We start from the raw sequence: 15043 nt of genomic DNA, 5'->3' as shown, positions 1-15043 counted from the left end.
CGCGGCGGCCGAGCGCGAAGCCGCGGAGGTCCGGCAGCCGCACCAGGTAGCCCTTTGCGACCAGCAGGTTGAGCAGCCGGTAGGTGGTGGCGGGCGGCAGTTTCAGCGCGGCCGAGATCTCCTTGGCGGTCACGCCGGGGCCGGCGGCGACCACCTCTTCCAGCACGGCCAGGGCATTGCGGACCGCCTTGGGCTGGCGGCCGGACAGGGCCGCGGAGTCGGGGTTCACGGCGCCTCGCCGAGCAGGTCGGCGGCCGAGGTCTCGTCGTAGATGCCCAGCCTGGCGAGCCGATCCGGGTGGCGCGACCGCAGCCAGCCGTACCAGACCAGCCCCGCCGCCGCGAGGACCGCGAACACCAGCGGATAGCCATCGTCCACAGTGGCCAGTGTGAAGGTGACGAGCGCGGCGAGCAGGGCCGGGACGGTGATCGCCGCCGCGACGACCGCACCGCGGGTGAGCTCGCCGATGCGGTGCAGGAACACCGGCGCCGCGGCGCACGCCAGCAGGTAGGCGATCAGGTACCCGAACACGTTGACGTTCAGCAGAGCCACGAACAGGGTCGTGGGTGCCACCCCCGCCGCCATCACGATCACCGGCACGGCCGTCGCCACCGGCACCGTGGCGAGGATCGCGACGTGCGGGGTGCGGTAGCGCGGATGGGTCTCGCCGAACCGCGCGGGCATGATGCCTTCCCGCCCCATGGACAGCAGCACCCGGACCAGTGCGCTGCCGGTGGCCAGCGCGCACGCCAGGAACGACGCGGCGATCCCGACGTCGAGCACGTACGACAGCCAAGGGACGCGCTGGAGCGCGGCCAGGGTGGTCACCGGTTCGGCCTGCCCCGCCAGCCCGCCCGGTACCGACCGCAGCCCGCTGACCTGTGTGTACGCCGCGATGAGGTACAGCACCCCGCACAGCGCGGCGGTCCACTGCACCGCGCGGGGCACAGTCTGGAACGGGCGCCTGGCCTCCGCCCCGAACGCCGCCGCCGCCTCGAACCCGACGAACGCGCCCAGTGCGGGCATCGTCCCGGCGACGATTCCGCTGACGCCCCGGTCGGGTGCGAGCACCGGCGCGGCCCCGGCCCGGCCGAGCAGCAATCCGAACACCACCAGCATCAGGGTGATCGACACGGCCTCCGTGACCAGCACGACCTAGCGCGACACCGAGCGGCACGCTTCCGGCGACGACGGTGAGCGGCGCGGGTGGCGGGCGAGTCGGGCTGTGGTGGCGGGCGAGTCGGGCTGTGTGGGCAACGCTGTCGGCTCGCCGTTAAGTTTCCCGTGCCCGGAGGTCTGTATGGCCACATCCGCACCGCGCACCCTGTCCGGTTCGCTGGGCGTCGGCTCCGTCGTCTTCATGGTCGTGGCCGCGGCCCATTCAGGGTCGAGGCGTTGCCGGGACCATGACCCGGCCGGAGCCGCGGATTCTCACTGCCTGGGACGCGTTCGGGCACCCGGCGGAGCCCGGGTGGCCAGCTCATCGATTCGTCGTCCGCCGAAACCGCCGCAACTCGGCTGACCGCTTGCTGGGGGCACAATGGCGTGAGGAAGACGAAAGGAGTCGGGCATGTCGGACGACAGCACGCCTCGGCCCGCCGAAGGCGACTACACCGAGTCCGGAGTGCCGGGCTTCGACTACGTTCGTGACCGGATCGAAAACCGGTTCGCGACGGCCCTCGGATCGAGCGAGCTCGCCGGTGAGGCGTCGGTCGACGAGAAGCTCGCCGAGCGCGACAAGGCCGCTCGCGACAAGCTGGAGGAAATCCGTCGCTCCCTGCGTGGAGCCCGTCAGGAAGATGCCGCGGAGTAGGCGTCCATCGAGGCCGGCGATCGGATCACTTTCTCCGGAGAACCTACGCCAACCAGCACAGCCAGGGCTGGAAGGTCCACCTCGACGACCTCCGCGTGTACGCGACAAAGAAGGCAAGAAACTCAGTGACCAACAGTTCGGCAGGCGGCGACAAGGAGCTGCGGGTGGCCGTGTCCGAGCCGAGCCGTCGGCGGCTCCCCGACGTCCTGCTCGCCCAGGGCGAGACGACCCCCACCACCTCGGCCGGCGAGCTGCCGTTCACCCGGCAGGCGGTCGCCAAGCATCTCGCGGTCCTGCACCGCGCCGGGCTGGTCGAAGGACGGAGCCAGGGCCGGGAAGTCCGCTATCCGGTCCGGCCCGACCGGCTCGACGCGGCGGCCCAGGTCATGGCGCAGGTGGCGGCGCGGTGGGACGCGCGGCTGGCGGTGCTCAAACGGCTCGCCGAGGCGGCCCATCGCGAGGCCCATCGCGAGGAAGAGGCCCATCGCGAGGAAAAGGAGTGAAAACATCGGCGGCCCGGGCGACCGGACCCCCGATGTTTCGTCACCTCACCTCACCTCAGGTTCACTGCCACCACTGGTTCCGCGCGCCGCCCATGTAGTCCCACAACTGCACCTTCGTGCCGTCGCGGCCGATGGTGTTGGCGTCGGCGTCGAGGTAGCGGCTGCTCTGGACGTTCCGCAACCGCGCGTAGCCCTCGGGAATCCCGATGACGGCCCACCACTGGTTCCTGCCGCCGCCCACGTAATCCCACAGCTGCACCTTGGTGCCGTTGGCGGCGATGGTGTCGGCGTCGGCGTCGAGGTACCGGCCGTTGGCGTAGTTGCGGAACCGGTAGAAACCCTCGGGGATCTCCTCGAAGTACCACGCCTGCTGCCCCGCGGTGGAGTTGCAGGTCCACAGCTGCACCTTGGTGCCGTTGGCGGCGATCGTGTTCAGGTCGGCGTCGAGGCAACGGCCGTCCGCGAGCGACCCGATCAGGTACGGGCCGTCGTCCTGGGCCGAGGCACTGCGCGCCGCCTTGCCGGCCGGGTGCGCGGGCAGCAACTTGAAGCCGCCCAGCGTGAACGGCGCGTCCGGCTCCGCCACACCGGCCGCTGGCGCCGTGAGCAGCGAGCCGAGCCCGGCCGCCAGCGCCAGCGCAGCAAGAAGCCGCCGGGGAGTCCTCATGTTTCCCCATCTTCGTCAGGAGGGCCCCTTCCTCCCAGCCCCGACCGTGGCCCTCGGCGTCCGATCATTCCGTGGAAACGAGGCGGAGTCGAGAACTTTTTTCTCCGTCGCGCAACGGGTGTGGCGGGATGCCACTCCTCCTGGGAGCGGTTCCAACCGCTTATGGTGCCACCCACGGCCGCCACCCCGGCGCCGTCGCCTATCCCGCCGGAACCAGCGTCGCGTCGACCTCGACCATGACCTCGTCGGCGACCTTCAGCGCGCCGAAAAACGCCGAGTACGGCTTGATCCCCCACCGGCTTTGCACCACGGTCGCGGTGGCGCGCACACGCCCGTCGTCGCGCAGGCTTCCGCGCACCTCCACCGGCCGGGTCTTGTCCACAATGGTCAGATCAACGTCCACGGTGAACGATTCCGCGGTACCGGTGACTCCTGTCGAGCGAAAGGTGATGGCCGGATGCCTCGTGGCCTGGAGGATCTTGTCCCGCATAGTCCGCTCGATCTCCGCCCGGTCGGAGCCGGTGAGCGGCTTGACCCCGCCCGAGCCTTCGACCACGCGCAGCGAATTCACGTCGACCTCGACGGCCAGCGACGACCGTGCCGGGTCGTTGGTGTCCACCGTCACCGTTCCGCTCCACGCGTCCGCTTCGATCGTCAGATCGTGCCCGACCCGCGAACCCAGCCCGGTGCGCCCTGTACGCACGAGCAGCCGGCCCGATTCCGCGCCCACCCGGTATGTGCCGTTCCGCAACACCATGTTCCCAGGCTACGTCGCCTGGGCGCCGTCAGCCGTCACCCAGGCGAGCCGGTGGTGGCGACGGTCGCCAGTGCCGCGTCGACGATCGCCGCCAGCCTCCCGCTGTGGGCCCCGCGCCAGTAGACCCGGCCGCAGGACTCGCAGCGGGAGAAGTCGCGGTAGTTCCGGCGGGTGCCGGGCTGAAGCAGGTGCTCGACGTCGTCCTTGGCGACCGCGGCCAGCTCGCCGTTGCAGGCCGTGCACCGGGTCCACGGTGCCAGGGGAGGCGCGAACCGGTCCAGCACGTCGTGCAGCTGCTCGGCGGGCCGCGCTCCCCGCACGTAGGCGCCTCGCCACAGCGCCCTGCGCCGCAGCAGCCACCGGTCCTGGGTGAGCAGCACGCGGCGTTCCCGGTTCGCCTGTTGGATCAGCGTGTCGTCGTCGACGTCGTTGGCGTAGGCGGTGTCCACGCCGACCAGGCGGAGCCTGCGGGCCAGGGCACCGAGGTGAACGTCGAGGGTGAAACGGGGAGCCGGCAACCGTTCGGGGCGTGGCACCTCCGCCACCTCGACCACCTGCCCCGCGACCGGGCGGTAGGCCGGCTCCCTCGGCAGGTCACCGGCCACCATCCGGCCGACCTCCGGCAGGGGAATGCCCAGCGACTCGACGACGTGCCCCAGCGACGAGGTGCCGTCATAGGGCACCCGCACCCGTTCCCGCCGGTGCCGGGCCGGCAGGAACAGCCGCAGCCCGGCCGCCACCCGCACTTCCAGCGCCGCGTCATTCACCTCTTCAGCATGAGGCCTTCGGTTGCGGAGTGCTGGTCCGGTGACAAGGCTGGCGAGCAGAGCCTCGCCGGCTCGGCGAGGCTCACGAGCACGTGGTGGGTGGTGCCGGTGGGTCGGACGGCGAGCGGCCTGCCCGCCGAAGCGACGAGTTTCGTCGGCCGTCGGCGGGACCTGGCCGAAGTCAAGCGGCTGGTGAGCAGCGCGCGGCTGGTGACCCTGACCGGGACCGCCGGGGTGGGCAAGACCCGGCTGGCCCTGCGCGTGGCGGATGATCTGGCGCCCACGTTCCCGGGCGGGGTGCGGCTGGCGGAACTGTCCGGGTTGCGGGAGCCGGAATTGGTGCCCGACACCGTCATGATGGCCTTGGGCGTCGACAACCGGCCGGGCTGGTCGGCGATCGACACCGTGGTCGACCACGTGCGGGGCAAGCGCCTGCTGCTGGTCCTGGACAACTGTGAGCACCTGGTGGAAGCCTGCGCCACCTTCGCCTACGCGCTGTTACGGGCGGACGAGGACGTGCGGATCCTGACGACCAGCAGGCGGCCGCTCGGCATGGTGGGGGAGCACCTGTGGCCGGTTTCGCCGTTGCCCGTGCCCGATCCGCACCGGCCGTTGCCGGGACGGTCCAGCCCTCGCCGGGCCGCGCTGGCGCTGCTCGAAGAACGGGCCGCCAGGGTGGCGCCCGGACGATCCATGACGCGCCGTGACCGTGCGGCCATGGCCGGGATCTGCCGCCGGCTGGACGGGCTTCCGCTGGCGCTCGAACTGGCGGCGGTGCAACTGCGCAACCTGTCCCCGCGGCAGGTGCTCGACGGGCTCGACGACCGCTTCGGCTTGCTTGCCGGACACGGCCGGCGCGAGTTGCTGCGGGCGACGCTGGACTGGAGTTTCGGCCTGTGCACGCCCGACGAGCGGACGCTGTGGAGCCGGCTGTCCGTCTTCGCCGGCAGTTTCGACCTGGAGGAAGTCGAGGACGTCTGCGCGGGAGACGGGATCGAACCGGACGACGTGATCGACATCCTGAGCGGCCTGGTCGACAAGTCCGTGGTGGTCCGTGAACAGACCGGCGGCGACGTACGGTTTCGCCTGCTGGAGACGGTCGGCGAATACGGGCTGGACAAGCTTCGGCAGAGCGGCGGCGAAACGGCGCTGCGGATCCGGCACCGGGATCACTACCTCCGCCTGGCCGAAACGGCGATGGCCCGCTGGTTCGGGCCGGAGCAGATGCTGTGGCTGGCCCGCGCCCGGCTCGGCCACGCCGACCTGCGAGCGGCACTGGAGTTCAGCCGCACCACTCCCGGCCAGGCCCGCGCCGGGCTGCGGCTGGCGGCCGCGCTGTGGTTCTACTGGGCCTTCGGCAGCCTGCTCGCCGAGGGCCGCCGCTGGCTGGAGCAGTTGCTCCTGGCCGACCCGCGGCCCAGCCCCGAACGCGTCGATGCGCTGTGGGCCGCGGGCTACATCGCGGGCGTCCAGGGCGAAGTGCCGGTGGGCTCGGTGTTCTTCGAATTGTCCCGCGTGCTGGCGGTGGAGCTGGGGGACGACTCCGCGCAAGCGCGGGCGCTGAGTGGACTGGGCATGGTCGCCTTGCTGAGCGATGACAACCACCGGGCCATCGAGCTGGAAGATCGGGCACTGGCGAAATGGCGGCAGCCCGGGGTGGTGTCGACGGACTCCAGCCGCGTCCTGGCCCGGCTCTGGTTCGGCGCGGCACTGGTCTACGAGGGCGAACTCGACAAGGGGGTCGAGGTGTGCGAGGAGGGCCGCTCGCTGAGTGAGGCCCGGGGCGAGAAATGGACCCTTGCCTGGTTCCGGTACGTGCTGGCCCGCGCAGCGCTGGCTTCGGGCGCACCGGAGCGGGCCCTGGCCCACGCCCGCCACGGCCTGCACATCCACCGGGCGTTCCGCGACACGGTCGGCGTCGCGATCAGCCTCGAACTGCTGGCGTGGATCGTGGTCGCCGGAGGCGACCGCGGTGAACGGGCCGCAGTGCTGCTCGGCGCGGCCCACCACGCCTGGGTCGGGTTCGGCGTGCCCGGTTTCGGGGCGTCCAAAAGTTTCATCGCACCCCACCGCGAATGCGAGACGGCCGTCCGCGACGCACTGGGGGAACAGGCGTTTGAAAGAGCTTTCCGGCGCGGGACCCGGCTGACCCTGGATCAGGCGGTCGACTACGCGCTGGCTGGGTGAGGCCCCGACCGCGGAGTCATCGGTCGAGCAGCTCGATCACGCCGGTGGTGTGCCCGTCGGCCAGGCGGCGCTTCCTCAGGGCGAAGTACCGGCCGGTCCGGACTCCGTGGTCCGGGAACTCGCGGGCCGGATCCTGACCGCCGAGCGCGAAGACGCCGATGTCCTCGGCCGGCTGGTGGCGCTGCGCTGTCCGGATGCCGCGGAGGTGGCCGAACACAGGGGGCGGTGATCCGGCCAGGGCCGCCTGGACCATCGCGGCACTCGCCGGGCAAAGCGGTCCGCCGCCTCCCCGGGTGGCAGGCTGCCGGTGTCAGTGTGCGACGACCGGGACCGGCTCAACGGCTTCGCTCCGCCGCCGGACGACGCCGGTCAGGGCGACGAGCAGGCCGAGCGTCGCGATCACGGTGACCACGGCCAGGGCCGGGGCCAGCCCTTTCAGCAGCCCGGCCGCCGAGGACCGGCCGCCGCCGTTGGCGGTGAGCACGGCGGTCACCACCGCGAGCCCGATGGCACCGCCGATCTGTAGCGAGGTGTTGAGCAGGCCACCGGCCAGTCCCTGCTCGCTGTCGTCGATGCCCGCCGTCGCCTGGATGTTGAGCGAGGAGAAGGTGAGGGTGAAGCCGATGCCGAGCAGGATCATGCTCGGCAGGACCGAACCCGCGTAGCCGGAGTGCTCGTCGACCCGGAGGAACAGTGCGTACGCGATGACATGCGAGACGACGCCGGCGAGGATGGCCCGCGGCGTGCCGACGCGGTTGATGAGAGGTTCGATCCGGGGGGAGCTGAAGGCCACGATCAGCGCCGTGGGCAGGAAGCCGAGCGCGGTTTCCAGTGCCGACCAGCGCAGCGCCGACTGCAGGTAGAGCATCACCACGAACTGGAACCCGATGTAGGCGCCGAAGAACAGCGCGCCACCGAGGTTCGCCCTGGCCAGCGGGGCGGACCGCAGGATCCCGAGCCGGAGCAGGGGGTGGCTGCTGCGCTTCTCGACGATCACGAAGGTGACCAGCAGCGCCGCCGCGACGGCGACGGAGACCAGCGTGCGGGGTGCGGCCCAACCCACCTTCGGGGCCTCGACCACGGCGAACACCAGCAGCAGCGAGCCCATGGCCCCGGTGATCGCGCCCGGTAGATCGTAGCCCGCGCCGGCGCGCTCGGGTTCGTATCCCGGGATCAGCTTGATCGCCAGCGCGAGCACCACGAGGGCGATCGGCACCGGCAGCAGGAAGATCCACCGCCAGCCGACTTCGGTCAGCAGGCCGGAAAAGACGAGCCCCGCCGAGTACCCGCTCGCGCCGAACACGGAGAAGATGCCGATCGCCCGGTTGCGCGCGGGACCTTCGCGGAAGGTCGTGGTGATGATGGACAGCGCGGCAGGCGCGGTGAACGCCGCGGCGAGTCCTTTGAGGAACCGGCTGGCGATCAGCAGCGCGCCGTTGTCGACGAGGCCGCCGAGCAGCGAGGCGACCGCGAACACCGAGACCGCGGCCAGGAAGACCCGGCGACGGCCGAGCAGATCGGCGGTGCGCCCGCCGAGCAGGAGCAGCCCGCCGTAGCCGAGCACGTAGCCGCTGACGACCCATTGCAGTGTGCTGGTGGACAGGCCGAGGTCGGCCTGGATGGCGGGGAGGGCGACGCCGACCATCGACACGTCGAGTGCGTTGAGGCCGACGATGGTGGACACGGTGAGCAGGACGCCCCACAGACGTGCGTCCCACCGGGACGAGGTTGTTGACAGAGACGCGGAGGGTAGCATGGACCACACATTACATGCTTGTGCATGTAATGCAAGAGAATTTAACCCTGTTGCATCTAATTCGTGTGCATGCTAATGTGGCGTGGTGAGCAAGGTGGCTGAACAGGGCCTGGTGGCAAGGTGGCGGGATTTGCTCGCCCGGTATTCGACCGTGTTCACTGCACTGGAGTGCAGGCTGCAGGAGCGGCACAGCATCGGCGTCAGCGAGTTCGAAGCCCTGGAATGGCTGGCCACCTGTGGCCAGCGGTGCCGTGGCGCCGACCTGGTCGAGGCCGTGCACCTGAGCCAGAGCGCCACGTCACGGCTTGTTGCCCGGCTGGAACGCGAGCGGCTGGTCGAGCGTGCCATGTGTGAGAAGGACCGGCGCGCCATCTTCGTCAACCTCACCGAGGCCGGGCGGCAGCGTTACCGCGAGGCGAAACCGACCCACCTGGCCGTGCTCGAAGAGCTGCTCGCCGAGTGAGCCGGCGGATTCTGCCCGGGAAGCTGAGTTCCCGGGCAGAATCCCTCCCGCAGCCGGTCGTGGCTCGCCCGGCGCCTCAGGGGAAGCGCCTCGGCCGGTCGGACGCGGCCAGTGCCGCCGGGCATCCGCTGTCGTAGGAGAGGCCGTACCCGAATGTCCGTTGTGGATATTCCACGAGCCGGTCAGCGCGAATTCGACGGCGGCGAAGCGCTGTCCGTGCGAGCCGTCGCGCGCGAGGTCTACCCGCTCCTTCCCTGGCTGGGGTGTACTCGTGCCGGCTGTCGCCTCAGGAGTCCTGCCGGTCGCGCACGGCGGCAAGCGCATCTTCCACGGCGTGGTAGAGCGAAAGTATGTGGTCCAGACCGGTCATCTCGATCGGCCGGATCACCGGCCGGGTCGCGTCGACGACGATCCGCAAGGGTTCCCCGAGTTCTTCGGCGTGGTTGGCCGCTTCGAGCAGGGTGGTCAGGCCGGGGGAACCGAGGAACGTCACACCCGTCAGGTCGAGCACACACGCTCCGGCCCGAGTTTGCCCGAGCGCCTTCTCGATCGCCGAGTGCAGTTCCGGGGCCGTGTTCAGGTCGATCTCCCCGGCCACCGCGACCACGACCGCGGTGCCGTCGCGGCGAGTGCTGATCTGAAGCCCCCCATGCGCCGGCACGTTCTGGCGCTCGTTCATGCAAGAACCGTACCCGTTACCGCGCCTGCCTCCGCGCGCTATCCGGGTGGGCGAGGGCAGGCCACCGCCGCCAGGTACCCGGCGGGGCCGCTCAGGTCCAGCTCCGCCCACACCGTCTTGTGCGTCCGGCGGAGCCGCGTCCCCCAGGCCAAAGCCAGCCGCTCGACCAGCAGCAGGCCGAGCCCGCCCGTATGGTCCGGAGTCCGCTTCACCGGCCCCGCTTCGGCGGTGTCGTCGACCTCGATGCGCAGCCGGCGCCCGTCGACGGTGCGGGACACCCGCATCGTCCGGGGCGACTGCCCGTGCCGGAACGCGTTGCTCACCAGCTCGTCGGAGACCTGGACCGCATCCTCGGCCACCAGCCCGGAGTGCTCCGCCAGCAGTGCGCGAACCTCGTCGCGCACCCCCGCCAAGGACATCTCGTCAATGTCCAGCGAGATCATCACGTTTTGCTCGGCGGCCACCGAGCCCCAGGTTTCGGCCGACATTTCCCACTGCTCTCTTATCTCTCGGTCGTCAACCGCTTACCCGCCGGCAGCCTCGGCGAAACCCGGGCCGGATCAGCTCACAGCGGGTCGCGCCGCGACAATATAAGGCGCTTATATAGCATGGTATAAGTGTTTTGTGGACATCGACCGTCTCCAGGGCCGGGAGGACGTGGCCGAGCTGCTGGAACAGCTCTCGGTCCTGACGCTGCGGCACCTGACCGATCACCGGGAGCTCAGTTTCACCGCCGCCGCGACCCTGGCCCGGCTCGACCGGGCCGGCCCGGCGCGGCTCACCGCGCTGGCCGCGGCGGAAGGCGTGACCCAGCCCTCGATGACCCAGCTCGTCCAGCGGCTCGAACGGCAGGGCCTGGTGACTCGGGTGAGCGACCCCGATGACGGGAGGGTGGCCCTGATCGCCGTCACCGACGAGGGGCGCGCGCTGCTCGCGGCACACAAGCAGGCCCGCCGCGACCGGCTGACCGACCTGCTGGCGACGCTGTCCGAAGCGCAGGCGGCAAGCCTGATCGCGGCTCTGCCCGCCGTCCGGCAACTGCTCCGGAACGCGGCGCGGTCAAGGACGCCGAGCGGCACCACTTCCTGAAGACCGGGTCAGTCGGTGGTCCGGACCGGCAAGGTGAGTTCCACCTCGGCAAATCAAGATCAACAGTCGGGAGGGGCGACGCCGTGACCGACCTGCTCGCCGTGTGGACCGACGAGCACGGCTGTCACCCCCGCGGCGGGTGCCATGGCCCTGGCCGGAAGGGCCACCACACCAGCGCGGTGCCGGATTCATGGGTGAGGACGGCCGCGCGGCGCGGGGTCGCGGGGTCGTCGTTCGTGGGCGAACGCGGGCAGAGCACCTGCGCGCATCAACACAAGAACGCGCATCAACACAGAACAAAAGGGGCCGCTCGGCACGCGCCCGACGGGCAGGAAAGACCAAGATCGACACTAGCGGATGGCTCGCTCCCGTCTCCACGGTGTCCGCCCTTGATCCCGCCCACCCCTGCCGAGATCGCTCGCCTGTTCCACGTTCGTGACCAGCGGGCGGACGTCATTGAGCACGCGCTGCACCGATCCTGCTTCCGCCCCGACGCCAAGCCGAGGCCCGACGCCATCACTTCCAGCGATCCTCAAGATCCAAGCTTTACCGTAATGCTCAAACGCGTGTCCACATCGACTTCGGGGGTCCGCATGAAGGTGCTAGTGATCGGCGGCGGTCCTGCTGGCAGTGTCACGGCGACCGGCCTGGCTCAGGCCGGTCTTGAGGTGGCACTCGTCGAGGGCGCCGAGTTTCCCCGTTACCACATCGGGGAGTCGTTGACGCCGTCCTGTCGCGCCGTGCTGGAGGCGGTCGGCGTGGCGAAAAAACTCGACGAGAACGGTTTTGTCATCAAGCACGGCGGGGTTTTCCAGTGGAACTCCGACACTTGGGTGTTCGACTGGGCCAAACAGATCGGCGTCCGGTCGTGGCAGGTGGACCGTAGCCAGTTCGACGCCCTGTTGCTACAGCACGCGCGGGACAACGGCGTATCGGTGCGCACGGGAGTGCTCGCCAAGAGCGTCGAGTTCGACGGCGCGCGGCCAGCCGCCGTGCACTGCCAGCCGAAGGACGGCGACGCGTACGTCATCGACGACTTCGACTTCCTCGTGGACGCATCCGGTCGGCATGGGTTGCTGAGCTCACGCCACTTCGGTGACCGCCAGCCATTGCAGAACCTGCGCAACATCGCCATTTGGGGGTACTGGACGGGCGCGACCATGCTCCCGGACACGCCGATCGGCGGCATCAACATCATCTCGTCGGATGAGGGCTGGTACTGGGTGATCCCGTTGGCGGACGGGCGGATCAGCATCGGCTACGTGACCACGAAGGACGCGTTCGCCCGCGGCCGCGTCAGCGGCGAGTCGCTGGACGACTTGTACCACCGGCTGGTCGCCGCGTCGCAGACGGTCGGTGGACTGGTCGCCGACGCCGAGCACGTGAGCACGGCGCGCACCGAGACCGACTACTCGTACATCGCGGACCGGTTCTGCGGCCCGGGGTTCGCGATCGTCGGCGACGCGGCGTGTTTCCTGGACCCGCTGCTGTCCACGGGCGTGCACCTGGCGCTGTACAGCGCGCTCACGGCGGCGGCATGCATCGCGTCGATCGGCCGCGGCGAGGCCACCGAGGACGAGGGACTGCTCTTCTTCGAATTCGCTTACCGCCGCGCCTACACCCGGCTGTTCGCGCTGGTCAGCGTCATGTACGAGCGGTATCTCGGGAAGGACGGTTTCTTCCGCACGTCGGACCGGCTGATCGGCGACGACGTCGAGGAACATCCGATCGACGGGCTGTCCTCCACCTCGTTCGCCGAGATCATCGGTGGACTGTCCGACCTGCGCGAGGTGACCGACTCGTCTACCCGTGTGCTCACCGACCGGCTGCGCGACGAGGCACTCAAAGTTCAGTTGCGTGCCCTCGGTGACGCGGCGGGTGCTTCGATGCCCGACTTCACATCTATACGGGAGAACCCGCTCCGCGACGCGGAGTCGGCGCACTTCCGGCTGGTCACCGAACCGGAGCTGGGACTGGAGCGGATCGGGGGACAGCAGTCGTGAGCGACGTGCCCCAACACATTCAAGTATTGGTCATCGGGGGCGGCCCTGCCGGGTCGACGGCGGCGCGCTGCTGGCCAGGAACGGGTTCGGCGTCGTTGTGCTGGAACGCGAGGTCTTCCCGCGCTACCACATCGGGGAGTCGCTCGCGTCGTGCCTGTCGACACTGCGTCTGTCCGGTGCGCCCTGCCGCGGGCTTCACGGTCAAGCGAGGCGCTGCTTTCCATGGCTACTCCACTTGCTCGGCAGTGCGGGCGAGGGCTTCGACAGCCACCTCGGCCACGCCCCCCTCACCGAACTACGCGATTCCCCTGCGTTGGCTTCGTGGTTCGCCCATGCCTACGCAGGCCCGTAACAGCTGCTTGCCGTCTTTACGGAGCAGTGCCGTCCGGGGGTTGTTGTCCGGCGAGTCGCCGACCTGCGCTACCCGCGGCGTTTCGTCACGGCTCACCGCGATCCCCGGCGCGTGCCCCGTAGCCTCGGCCGTGGTGCTGCGCCGACCTGGTGACGAGGCGTCAGAGACCAGGGGTGTGCGGGTGCCAAGCATGACGCCGAACAGGAGAACGATCCGAGGCAGACCAGTGCCGGTCTGACCGGAGCCTCACCCGGCAGAAGGGGTTCAGGCATCCAGATCCACACCGGGCACTGTGTCGTCATTAGGAGGTGTTCAGGTCTTTCGTCACATGTTGATCTTGGGTGCCCCTCCTCCGTCCGGACACCGGCCCGGCTTCACCTGATCTTCACCGCGTCAATCGTCCAAACATCCCTTGTTGCGCCAGTCGGGGCAAGATCCGACAGGCGACCCGGTGAAGATCGACATAATCGGAAACCGTGCCGCCCCGGGGTGCTTCCCGTGCTCCTGTGCATGAGACCGTGAGGACCAACCATGCCGGTGCTCGATCAAGTCACCAGTTTCCTACTCGCGGTAGCCGTCATTATCGGCATCTGTCGGCTGCTGGGCGCGCTGTGCGTCCGGCTCTGGCAGCCACCTGTGGTCGGCGAGCTTGCCGGGGTGCTGCTGCTCGGGCCGTCGCTGCTCGGTACGCTCGCGCCGGGCGCGTACCACGCCGTGTTCACGCCGGGGGTGCTCAGTGCCATCGACCTGATCGGCCAGTTCGGGCTGGTGGTGTTCATGTTCCTGCTAGGCAGCAAGCTGCGGGTGGACCGGCTGACCGGCAACCGCACCAAGGTAGGCCTGGTCGTCACAGGGTCGATCACGGTGCCGTTCGCTGCCGGCCTCGGCTTTGCCGCCCTGGTGCCGCGATGGTTCGCACCCCCGGGCGTGTCGCTGCCGATCTACCTGGTGTTCTTCGGCTTGGCCGTGTCGGTCACCGCCCTGCCGGTGCTGGCCCGCATCCTCACCGACCACCGCGTGGAGACCTCGGAGACCGGCACACTGACGCTGACCGTGGCGGCGATCGGCGACGGCCTGGCGTGGGGCGTGCTGACGGTGCTCCTCGCCGCCGCCGGTGCGCACGACACGATGCAGCTGATCGTGCGCGCGGCGCTCGCGATCGTGCTGATCGTTGTGGCATTCACCGTGGTCCGACCAGCTTTGGCAGCGCTGTCGCGGCGGATCGGCGTGCGCGCCAGTGACAGTGCCACCCTCGCGGTGCTGGTCGCTGGGGCAACGGCGTTTGCGGCGATGACGGAGGCCGTCGGACTGCACCCGATCGTGGGCGCCTTCCTGTTCGGCGTGATTCAGCCTCGCGAGCACCCCGTGTTGATGCGGGTCAACGCGTGGCTGAACGACTTCGCCGCAGCGATCCTGTTGCCGCTGTTTTTCGCCGGCATCGGCCTGAAGGCGAACTTCACCGCGTTCGGCGACTCGGTGGGGTGGCTACTGCTGGCCGGCACGCTGGTCGTGGCTGTCGTGTCGAAGTTCCTGGGTGCGGCCGGCGGCGCGGCGCTCGCGGGTACCGGTCGCGGCCAGGCGTTGCGCATCGGGGCGCTGATGAACTGCCGCGGTATCACCGAACTCGTGATTGCCAACGTCGGCCTCCAGCAGGGCATGCTCACGACGCTGGGCTACACGATCGTCGTGCTGGTGGCGATCGTGACCACCGCGGTGACCGGTCCGCTGGCTCGGCTGTGGCGGTCGGACGAGGACCTGCTGCCGGCCGATCTGTCCACCTCCAGCCCGGCCGCGGTGAGTGCACGCCAGTCCTGAGCGTCTGCACAGCTGCCGGCGGCCGGTAAGATCGTGTCACCAGCCGCAAACGAGCGCGGAATCACTGGTCGCGGCGGTGTCGGGGTGCGGGAGTAGCTTCCGCGCGTGGTGCGAGAGCTGGATCAGGACGAGCTGATCGATCGGTGGACGCTGGTTGGAGATCGACCGAGCGACCTCGTGCTGTCGGTCGTT

16 protein-coding genes and 1 pseudogene are annotated in these 15043 nt (G+C 69.8%); 8 read left to right on the top strand and 9 right to left on the bottom strand.

Annotation, left to right across the window (positions count from 1 at the left end; genetic code table 11):
• The coding region (locus VJT49_RS18505) for a helix-turn-helix domain-containing protein (RefSeq protein ID WP_324166092.1) at positions 1 to 229 on the bottom strand (229 nt) is incomplete at its 3' end.
• Positions 226 to 1152, bottom strand: coding sequence for an APC family permease (locus VJT49_RS18500; protein ID WP_324166091.1), 927 nt, complete (start codon positions 1150 to 1152; stop codon positions 226 to 228). The genes VJT49_RS18500 and VJT49_RS18505, both read right to left, overlap by 4 nt.
• 418 nt (positions 1153 to 1570) lie before the next feature.
• Between VJT49_RS18500 and VJT49_RS18495 the strand changes: the two genes are divergently transcribed.
• Both VJT49_RS18495 and VJT49_RS18490 read left to right on the top strand, forming a co-directional pair.
• Complete coding sequence (locus VJT49_RS18495; protein WP_324166090.1) at positions 1571 to 1813, top strand: hypothetical protein; 243 nt, start codon at positions 1571 to 1573, stop codon at positions 1811 to 1813.
• Between the two features lie 125 nt (positions 1814 to 1938).
• The gene (locus tag VJT49_RS18490; protein WP_324166089.1) at positions 1939 to 2316 is read left to right on the top strand and encodes a transcriptional regulator; all 378 of its coding nucleotides are present in this window, start codon (positions 1939 to 1941) and stop codon (positions 2314 to 2316) included.
• A gap of 61 nt (positions 2317 to 2377) precedes the next feature.
• Here the strand turns inward: VJT49_RS18490 and VJT49_RS18485 are convergent, their stop codons facing one another.
• The 3 genes from VJT49_RS18485 to VJT49_RS18475 form a co-directional block, all read right to left on the bottom strand.
• The gene (locus VJT49_RS18485) at positions 2378 to 2983 is read right to left on the bottom strand and encodes an RICIN domain-containing protein (protein ID WP_324166088.1); all 606 of its coding nucleotides are present in this window, start codon (positions 2981 to 2983) and stop codon (positions 2378 to 2380) included.
• A gap of 199 nt (positions 2984 to 3182) precedes the next feature.
• On the bottom strand, positions 3183 to 3740 hold the full coding sequence (locus VJT49_RS18480; RefSeq protein WP_324166087.1) for a YceI family protein: 558 nt from the start codon (positions 3738 to 3740) through the stop codon (positions 3183 to 3185).
• A gap of 35 nt (positions 3741 to 3775) precedes the next feature.
• Entirely contained in the window at positions 3776 to 4507 is a 732-nt protein-coding gene (locus VJT49_RS18475; protein WP_324166086.1) for a Mut7-C RNAse domain-containing protein, read from the bottom strand.
• A gap of 9 nt (positions 4508 to 4516) precedes the next feature.
• On the opposite strand from VJT49_RS18475, the gene VJT49_RS18470 reads away from it, so the two are divergent.
• The gene (locus tag VJT49_RS18470; RefSeq protein WP_324166085.1) at positions 4517 to 6694 is read left to right on the top strand and encodes a LuxR family transcriptional regulator; all 2178 of its coding nucleotides are present in this window, start codon (positions 4517 to 4519) and stop codon (positions 6692 to 6694) included.
• Between the two features lie 16 nt (positions 6695 to 6710).
• On the opposite strand, the gene VJT49_RS18465 is transcribed toward VJT49_RS18470, so the two are convergent.
• Both VJT49_RS18465 and VJT49_RS18460 read right to left on the bottom strand, forming a co-directional pair.
• Positions 6711 to 6947 carry a hypothetical protein gene (locus tag VJT49_RS18465; RefSeq protein ID WP_324166083.1) on the bottom strand — a complete coding sequence of 79 codons (237 nt, stop codon included), beginning with the start codon at positions 6945 to 6947 and terminating at the stop codon, positions 6711 to 6713.
• 57 nt (positions 6948 to 7004) lie between these two features.
• The gene (locus VJT49_RS18460; RefSeq protein ID WP_324166082.1) at positions 7005 to 8450 is read right to left on the bottom strand and encodes an MFS transporter; all 1446 of its coding nucleotides are present in this window, start codon (positions 8448 to 8450) and stop codon (positions 7005 to 7007) included.
• 85 nt (positions 8451 to 8535) lie between these two features.
• Between VJT49_RS18460 and VJT49_RS18455 the strand changes: the two genes are divergently transcribed.
• Positions 8536 to 8913 (top strand): MarR family winged helix-turn-helix transcriptional regulator, encoded by a 378-nt coding sequence (locus VJT49_RS18455; RefSeq protein ID WP_324166081.1) that lies wholly within the window; start codon positions 8536 to 8538, stop codon positions 8911 to 8913.
• 286 nt (positions 8914 to 9199) lie between these two features.
• Here the strand turns inward: VJT49_RS18455 and VJT49_RS18450 are convergent, their stop codons facing one another.
• Both VJT49_RS18450 and VJT49_RS18445 read right to left on the bottom strand, forming a co-directional pair.
• Positions 9200 to 9592: an STAS domain-containing protein gene (locus VJT49_RS18450; protein ID WP_324166080.1), complete on the bottom strand. Its 393-nt coding sequence runs from the start codon at positions 9590 to 9592 to the stop codon at positions 9200 to 9202.
• 38 nt (positions 9593 to 9630) lie between these two features.
• Entirely contained in the window at positions 9631 to 10080 is a 450-nt protein-coding gene (locus tag VJT49_RS18445) for an ATP-binding protein (protein ID WP_324166079.1), read from the bottom strand.
• A gap of 136 nt (positions 10081 to 10216) precedes the next feature.
• Here VJT49_RS18445 and VJT49_RS18440 point away from each other — a divergent pair, with 136 nt between their 5' ends.
• The 4 genes and pseudogenes from VJT49_RS18440 to VJT49_RS18425 all read left to right on the top strand — a co-directional run bounded on the left by VJT49_RS18440 (position 10217) and on the right by VJT49_RS18425 (position 14851).
• The gene (locus VJT49_RS18440; RefSeq protein ID WP_324166078.1) at positions 10217 to 10681 is read left to right on the top strand and encodes a MarR family winged helix-turn-helix transcriptional regulator; all 465 of its coding nucleotides are present in this window, start codon (positions 10217 to 10219) and stop codon (positions 10679 to 10681) included.
• Between the two features lie 593 nt (positions 10682 to 11274).
• A complete protein-coding gene (locus VJT49_RS18435; RefSeq protein ID WP_324166077.1) occupies positions 11275 to 12684 on the top strand; it encodes an NAD(P)/FAD-dependent oxidoreductase in 1410 nt (469 codons plus the stop codon).
• Between the two features lie 5 nt (positions 12685 to 12689).
• Positions 12690 to 12829: pseudogene (locus VJT49_RS18430) on the top strand (FAD-dependent oxidoreductase); the annotation flags it as partial.
• A gap of 738 nt (positions 12830 to 13567) precedes the next feature.
• Positions 13568 to 14851, top strand: coding sequence for a cation:proton antiporter (locus VJT49_RS18425; RefSeq protein ID WP_324166076.1), 1284 nt, complete (start codon positions 13568 to 13570; stop codon positions 14849 to 14851).
• Positions 14852 to 15043: the final 192 nt, after the last annotated feature.

This window comes from Amycolatopsis sp. (assembly GCF_035276945.1).
In the GTDB taxonomy this organism is placed as follows: Bacteria; Actinomycetota; Actinomycetes; order Mycobacteriales; family Pseudonocardiaceae; genus Amycolatopsis_E.
The sequence above is the reverse complement of the archived record's forward strand: the minus strand, read 5'-3'. Positions and strand labels throughout refer to the sequence as shown.